Annotated in this window: 5 protein-coding genes; all 5 read right to left on the minus strand. The window is 73.3% G+C overall.

What is annotated here, in order from left to right; genetic code table 11:
• Window positions 1-707 precede the first annotated feature (707 nt).
• Window positions 708-1,601, minus strand: a complete 894-nt coding sequence (locus tag ABZU43_RS29865) for an amidohydrolase family protein (protein WP_355009737.1) — start codon at window positions 1,599-1,601, stop codon at window positions 708-710.
• 53 nt (window positions 1,602-1,654) lie between these two features.
• Complete coding sequence (locus tag ABZU43_RS29870; RefSeq protein WP_355009726.1) at window positions 1,655-2,464, minus strand: metal-dependent hydrolase; 810 nt, start codon at window positions 2,462-2,464, stop codon at window positions 1,655-1,657.
• 103 nt (window positions 2,465-2,567) lie between these two features.
• Window positions 2,568-4,199 carry a serine/threonine-protein kinase gene (locus tag ABZU43_RS29875; protein ID WP_355009727.1) on the minus strand — a complete coding sequence of 544 codons (1,632 nt, stop codon included), beginning with the start codon at window positions 4,197-4,199 and terminating at the stop codon, window positions 2,568-2,570.
• A 119-nt stretch (window positions 4,200-4,318) separates the two neighbouring features.
• Window positions 4,319-6,046 (minus strand): protein kinase, encoded by a 1,728-nt coding sequence (locus ABZU43_RS29880; RefSeq protein WP_355009728.1) that lies wholly within the window; start codon window positions 6,044-6,046, stop codon window positions 4,319-4,321.
• Between the two features lie 83 nt (window positions 6,047-6,129).
• The coding region (locus ABZU43_RS29885) for a glycosyltransferase family 4 protein (RefSeq protein ID WP_355009729.1) at window positions 6,130-7,098 on the minus strand (969 nt) is incomplete at its 5' end.

Consider the following 7,098-nt stretch of genomic DNA (forward strand, 5'->3'; position numbering starts at 1 on the left):
TACTGGTCCGCGCCGGTCCTGGTCCGCGCCGGTCCTGGTCCGCGCCGGTCCTGGTCCGCGCCGGTCCTGGTCCGCGCCGGTCCTGGTCCGCGCCGGTCCCGGTCCGCGCCGCGCTGCTCCCGGTCGGTCCGCGTGGCCCCGCCCCCGGTCGGTCCGCGCCGTGCCGCCCCCGGTCGGTCCGCGCCGTGCCGCCCCCGGCCGGTCAGTCGCAGAGGACGGTCGCGGCCAAGATCCGCGCAACATGGGGAATGTTGCTGCCTCCCATCCGCCAGAGGCAGCAACTTCCGGGAAGTTGCGCGGATCTTGGTCGCGGGTCAAGGGGGCGGGCGGGTCGTGCGGCGGCAAGATCGTGCTCGATCCAGGATGTAGTTCCCTCAACCAGTCGTGGAAGCCACTACATCCAGGATCGAGCACGATCTTGGGTGCGGGGTGCGGGGTGCGGGGTGCGGGGTGCGGGGTGCGGGGTGCGGGGTGCGGGGTGCGGGGTGCGGCGAAGGCACGGGGTGCGGCGAAGGCACGGGGCCTGGCCCGGTGGGGTGTGCGGAGCGGGGCCCGGCGCGGCCCGGTAGGGCGAGGGGCGCGGGGGCGCGGCCCGGTGGGGTGCAGGCGCGGGGTGCGGCGAAGGCGCGGGGAGAGGGCGCGCGACGACGCTTTGGGGGGAAGGCGAAGGCGCGGCGCGCGGGCCTGTGGGGCGCGGCGGGCGAGGGTCAGGGCAGGTTGAAGAGGGTGGCGGCGCTGTTCCAGCAGACCGCGCGTAGCCAGTCGTCGCCCAGGTCCAGTTGGGCGAGCCCGGTCACCTGGTCGGCGTACGGGTACGGGATGTTCGGAAAGTCGCTACCCAGCAGCACCTTGCCGGCCAGCCCCAACTCGCGTAGCCGGGGCAACGCCTCGGCGGGGTAGGGAACGAACTGGTCGAAGTAGGGCGTGAACACCATTGTGGTGTCCAGTCGGACCCGCTCGTACGTCTCGGCGAGGTCCAGGAAGGCCTGGTAGTCCGGAGCTCCCATGTGTGCCACCACGGCGGGCAGTCGAGGGTGGCGGGCGAGGAGGGCGGCGAACGGTTCCGGGCCGGTGTGGGAGGTCCCCACCGGTGCGTGCCCGGCGTGCACCACCACCGGCACATCCGCGTCGGACAGCATCCCCCACACCGGGTCCAGCGCCGGATCGGTCGGCGCGAAGCCGCCGACCTGTAGGTGCAGCTTGAACACCTGGGCGCCTTCGGCGAGGGCTGCCTCGACGTACCCGGGGGCGTCCGGCTCGGGGTAGAACGTGGCCGAGGCCAGGCACCCGGGGGTGTCGCGGGCGAAGTCCAGCGTCCAGCGGTTGAGTTCCGCCGCCATGCCCGGTCGGTGTGCGTACGCCAGGGCGCTGAACGCCCGCACCCCGAGCCGGCGCAGGTGCGCGACCCGTTCGGCGTCGCCCCAGCGGTAGAGGATCGGCCATTCGGTGCCGACCAGAGGCCCGGCGGCGTCGAAGTAGGCCCACACCCTACGCAGCAGGCGTGGTGGCAGGAAGTGCACGTGCACGTCGGCGAGACCGGGCAGCCCCAGGGCGCGGCAGAACTCCGGTACGCGGTCGTCCGCGTCGGGTGGGACCGGCAGATGGTCACCGGCTGTGCCGGGCGGCACCGGCACCGGCACCGACGCAGGATCGGTCATATGTCGATGTCGAATCGGCTCAGCACCGAGGGCGCGATCAGGCCGACGGTGGCGAGCGCGGAGACGACGGTCAGTGCGATGCGCATTCCGACCACTTCGGCCTTGCTGCCGACGCGCAGGGCGATGCTGTTCGGCAGGCCGATCATCATCCACATGCGCCGCTTGATGGGGATCGGCCAGAGGATCGGCACGCCGGCTCTGGTGATCATGTCGCCGAGGATGTGCACGAAGCAGCCCACGCCGAGCGCGGTGCCGATCAGTGGATAGCCGCGTCCGCCCGGCAGGTTGGCGAAGGTGAACCAGGCGGCCCCGGCCGACGCGAGAGTGATGATCACCCAGCCGGCCCGTTCGGCCCACTCGTCGAACAGTCCGCGCAGCGCCAGGCCGAACATGAAGAACAGGATGGTGATGACAGCCCACTTGCCGTACGCGGCGCAGAGGGCGGTGGTGCCCCAGCCGACCAGCACGGTGAACGGCAGCGTGTGGGTGAGCGTCCGGTGCCCGTTGTTGCGGCGTGGGTCCTTGCTGAGCTTCGTGGCGTAGTAGACCCCGAGGGAGACCTTCTCCATCACCTCGGCGGCGAAGAGCGAGAAGACTCCGAAGGTACGGGCCACGGTGGCCCCACCCTGGTTCTTGGTCACCTTGCCCGACATGTCGAGGTCGGGAAAGAGCGCGCCGCCGGCGCACACCGCGGTGCCCACCGCCAACGCGAGCGGCGACTGGTGGTAGTCGGCGAACTGCTCCAGTGCCCAGGAGCCAGCCAGCCATACCGCCGCGCCGGACAGCGCGTGTTGCGGTCCCATCATCTCGGCTCACCCTCCCCAGGGATCTTGAGCGCCCAAAACTACGCCACTGTAGTAAGCGTCGGCGTCGCAGGGGCATCACCCGGAAGGTCCACATCGGACCGGGTTACAGGGTGGGGGTGAAGCTCTGCCGGATCATCGGCAAGTATGCCGCGTTGACCTGCCAGTCGAACTCTTCTGTCAACCACGAGACGGTGTAGGAGCGGTCGGCCGAGGTGTTGGCGAGCAAGCGAAAGCTGTGCACCGGAACGCCGAGGGCGTTCTGCCAGCCGCACTCCCACACCGCGCCGCCCTCGAAGATGTCCATCGCGGAGATGTCCACCTTGCGATAGTCCGGCAGCGCGGCGTTGGCGGTCAGCCGATCCTCCTCGGCCTCCCAGTGCGCCACCGGATCGGGACGGGCCGGCCCCGCCTCGACGCTGAGCACCCGGGTCCCGCCGGATCTCCGGAAGCAGGTCACCGAGCCCTCGGTCCAGCGCGCCCACCCCACCGGCGCGGCGATCCGGAACCCGCTCGGGTCGTCGTACCAGGTCCAGCCCTCGCGTAGCCCGTACTTCACGCCGGGTGGCGGTGACACCGCCACGACCGGGGTCGCCGACGGTGGCGGGGGAGACGTGCAGGCGAACGCGGCCGGCCGGGAGGTCGACGCGCCGCCGCCCGAGCCGGACGGAGGGGTCCGGTCGTCGTGCCGGTTGACCAGCGCGAGCGTGACGCCTCCCGCGACGAGCACAGCGGCAGCCACCGCGCCCAGGGCGATCAGGCGCCCTCGCCGGCCCGGTCGGTCTCGCGGGCGCGGGCTCGGGGTCGGCGTGGCCGGCTCGCCCGACGGGGTCGCCGGTTCGACCGGGTGGGGCGCGACGGCACGGCCAGCGCTGCGAATTGCCGCGACCGCCGAGGATCGGACCGACCCGGCGGGCTCGCCGTGGCTCGCCTCGGCGGTGCGCAGCAGCGGCTCCGCCTCGGCGGCGGTCAACCGCCGCCAGGGGTCGCGCTGCAACAGGCCGGTGAGGACGGGACGCAGCGGGCCGGCCCGACGCATCGGGTCCGGTGGTTCGGTGGCCAGCGCGCTGAGCGTCGCCATCGCGCTCGATCGCGCGTACGGTGACTGCCCTTCGACAGTGGCGTAGAGCGTCGCGCCCAGCGACCACAGGTCGGTGCGCGGGTCGGACACCCCTTCGCGGGCCCGTTCGGGGGCGACGAACTGTGGCGAGCCGAGCACGGTGCCGGGACCGGTCATCACACCCTCGCCGCCGTCGAAGGTGGCCAGCCCGAAGTCGGTGAGCACCACCCGCCCGTCGTCGGCGACCAGCACGTTGTGCGGCTTCACATCGCGGTGCAGCACCCCGGCGGCGTGGGCGGCGCGCAACGCGGCGAGCACCGCCAGCCCGATCCGGGCGGTGCGCTGCGGACTCAGCGGCCCCTCGGCGCTGATGATCTGCTGCACCGAGCGCGACGGCACGTACTCCATCACGATCCAGGGGCTCTCCCGGTCGTGCACCACGTCGTAGAGGCGGACCACGTTGGGATGGTTGAGGCGAGCGGCGGTGCGTGCCTCGCGCAGGGTCCGTAGCCGCAACTCCTCGCGTTCGGTCTCGGCCAGCCAGGACGGCGGCACGACCTCCTTCACCGCTACGTCGCGATGCAACATCTCGTCGCGAGCAAGCCACACCCGGCCCATTCCGCCGGTGCCGACCAGGTCGAGCAGCCGGTACCGACCCGCGATCAGCAACTGATGCACGGTCGCTCCCCCTCGGTCACCCCGGGATCCACGATAGCCACCAATGGCGGCTAATTCATCCACTGAGCGGCCTCGATCCACGACGGACGGTGGTCTCGATCATGGCCATACGGTGCAGGTCAGCGGGGTGGTCGGAAACTCTCTCGCACGTTTTTCCAGTCGGCTGCGGCCCCGGCCCAGTCCTCGTCGTGGGTGATCCAGGCCAGCGTCCAGCGGCCGGCGGCGACAGCCTGTTGCCGGGCGTGCAGCCACAGGTCGCCGTAGGGGGCCTGCCACCGGAGTTCCCACTCCGCCCCGCCGTCGCCGGTGGCGAGCCGGATCTCGTCGTACCCCGGCAACGCCCCGGCCCCGGCGGCAGCGTCCCGGGCCGCGCGGAGCCGGACCAACGGGTCGGCGCTGTTGCCGGGTGCGACGCTGAAGGCCCGGCCGGTCGCCGGGTCCTGGAAGCAGGCCACCCCGTCGTCGCGGGAGTAGTACCAGCTGGCCGGCACGGAGACCCGGAAGCCTGTGGTGTCGGCGTGCCAGACCCAGCCCGGCGGTGGCCGGAACTGTTCGCCGGGGGCCGGGTCGCCGGCCAGCACCGGCGTGCCGGCGACATGCGGGCGGACACACGCGAAGGGCGGCGGGGGGACGTCCCGTCCGTTGGGCGGCGGCCCGGGGCCCGGTCCGCCCGGTCCGCCTGGTCCGTCCGGCCTGTTGTCGGGTGGACGGTTCGGCGGCTGCGGGGAGGACGAGGCGACCGTGTCGCCGGGCTTGTCGCCGGCGAAGGTCAGCGCGGTACCGACACCGGCCGCGACGGCCACCAGCAGCGCCACACCGATCAGTGCCAGCCGGCGGGTGGCCGGTCCCCGGGCCGCCCGGTCCGCGCCCGGCGTGGGGGAGGCCCCTCCGTTTGCGGCCGGGGCAGGGTTCGGCTCGTCGGACGGATCGGGCAACGGGATGGTGGGGTCCTGGTCGTCGTCGACGGCGGCGGGGTGGGCGATCAGCCCTGGCACCGGCCCGTCACCAGAGGGCCGGTCGGTCGCCGGCGGCAGGTCGGCGCGGCCGGTCGCGGCCGTCGTGAGCAACCGACGGGCCGCGTCGTGGTCGAGGCGCTCGCGCGGGTCGCGGCGCAGCAACCCCTCCAGCAGCGGCGCGAGCGCCCCGGCGTGGGGGGCGGGGTCGGGCGGGCCGGCGGCCAGCGCGCTCAGGGTGGCCATCGCGGTGCTGCGGGCGTACGGGGACCGGCCCTCCACGGCGGCGTGCAGGGTCGCCCCGAGCGACCACAGATCGGCGGCCACCGTGGACACGCCCTCGGCGGCCCGCTCGGGGGCCACGTACTGCGGGGAGCCGAAGACCATGCCGGGGCGGGTCATCGCGCCGTCGCCACCGTCGAAGGTGGCCAGCCCGAAGTCGGTGAGCATCACCCGCCCGTCGTGCGCCACGAGCACGTTCTGCGGTTTGATGTCGCGGTGCAGCACTCCGGCGGTGTGCGCGGCCTGGAGCGCGTCGAGCACGGCCAGCCCGATCCGGGCTGCGCGGGCCGGCTCGAGCGGCCCCTCGGCGTCGACGACGTCCTGGAGGGTGCGGGACGGGACGTACTCCATGATGATCCACGGGCTGCCGTCGACCGCGACGACGTCGTAGAGCCGGACCACTGCGGGGTGGTTGAGTCGGGCCGCGGCGCGCGCCTCCCGCATGGTGCGTGAGCGCACCTCGTCCCGCTCATGATCGGCCAGCCAACTCGGTGGGACGATCTCCTTGACCGCCACCTCGCGGTGCAGCATCTCGTCGCGGGCACGCCAAACCCGACCCATGCCCCCGCGACCCACCAGGTCCAGCAGCCGGTACCGACCAGCGATCAGCACCTGTGCACGCTCCTCCTCAGCCGCTGTCCGGGCTACACCCTAACCAGCGGATCGGAAGTCACCTATCGGTCGTCCGACTTGGCTCAGCAGGCGGCGTGGTCGGCGGCAGCGAGCAGGTTCCCTTCCGGGATGGCGATGCGGGTCCGTCCGGCGCTCAGTCGGGCGGCGGCGCGGCGGGCCTGCACGGGGCCGTGTTCGCGGCGGGCGGTGGCGTAGCTGGCGGCGGTGCGGGCCGCGATGGTGGCCCAGCCGTACCGCTCGCCGACCATCGTGCGGGCCCGGCGGGCCAGCCGGCGGGCGAAGACCTCGTCGCCGAGCAGTTGGCCGACCGCGCCGGCGAGCGCGTCCGGGTCGCTGTGCGGGAACGTCACCCCGGTCACGCCGGGTTCGACGATCTCGGCGAGGCCGCCGGTACGGGCCACGGCGAGGGGCGCTCCGGCGGCCGCCGCTTCCAGCGCCACCATGCCGAACGGCTCGTAGAGGCTGGGGACCACCGTCGCGTCGGTGGCGCCGAGCATCGCCGGTAGTTGGGTGGAGTCGAGGAACCCGGTGAACCGGACGGTAGAGCTGAGCGCCAGTCGCCGGGCCTCCGCCTCCAGCTCGGTGCGGTACGGGCCGTCGCCGGCGATCACCACGCGCAGCCCCGGGTGTCGTTCGCGCAGCCGGGGTATGGCGTGCACCAGGTGCTGGACGCCCTTCTCGTAGACCAGCCGGCCGGCGTACCCGACCAACGGGCCGTCCCCGGCGAACCGTGCCCGGGCCGACGCGACCGCTCGGGGGCGGGCCCGCCAGGCCCGGTCGTCGACCCCGTTGGGCACCACGTCGACCTGGCCGGCAGGTAGGTCGAATAGCGCCGTCACCTGGTCGCGCATGTAACCCGAGCAGGTGATCACCCGGATGGAGGAGTTGCTGAGCCAGTGTTCGACGCCGTGGATGGTGCGGTTCATCTCCTCGGGCAGCCAGCCCTGGTGCCGGCCGGCCTCGGTGGCGTGGATGGTGCTGACCAGCGGGATGTCCAGGTGGTCGCGCAACGTCATCGCGGTGTGGGCGAC

It is taken from the genome of Micromonospora sp. NPDC005205, from assembly GCF_040608275.1.
In the GTDB taxonomy this organism is placed as follows: domain Bacteria; phylum Actinomycetota; class Actinomycetes; order Mycobacteriales; family Micromonosporaceae; genus Micromonospora.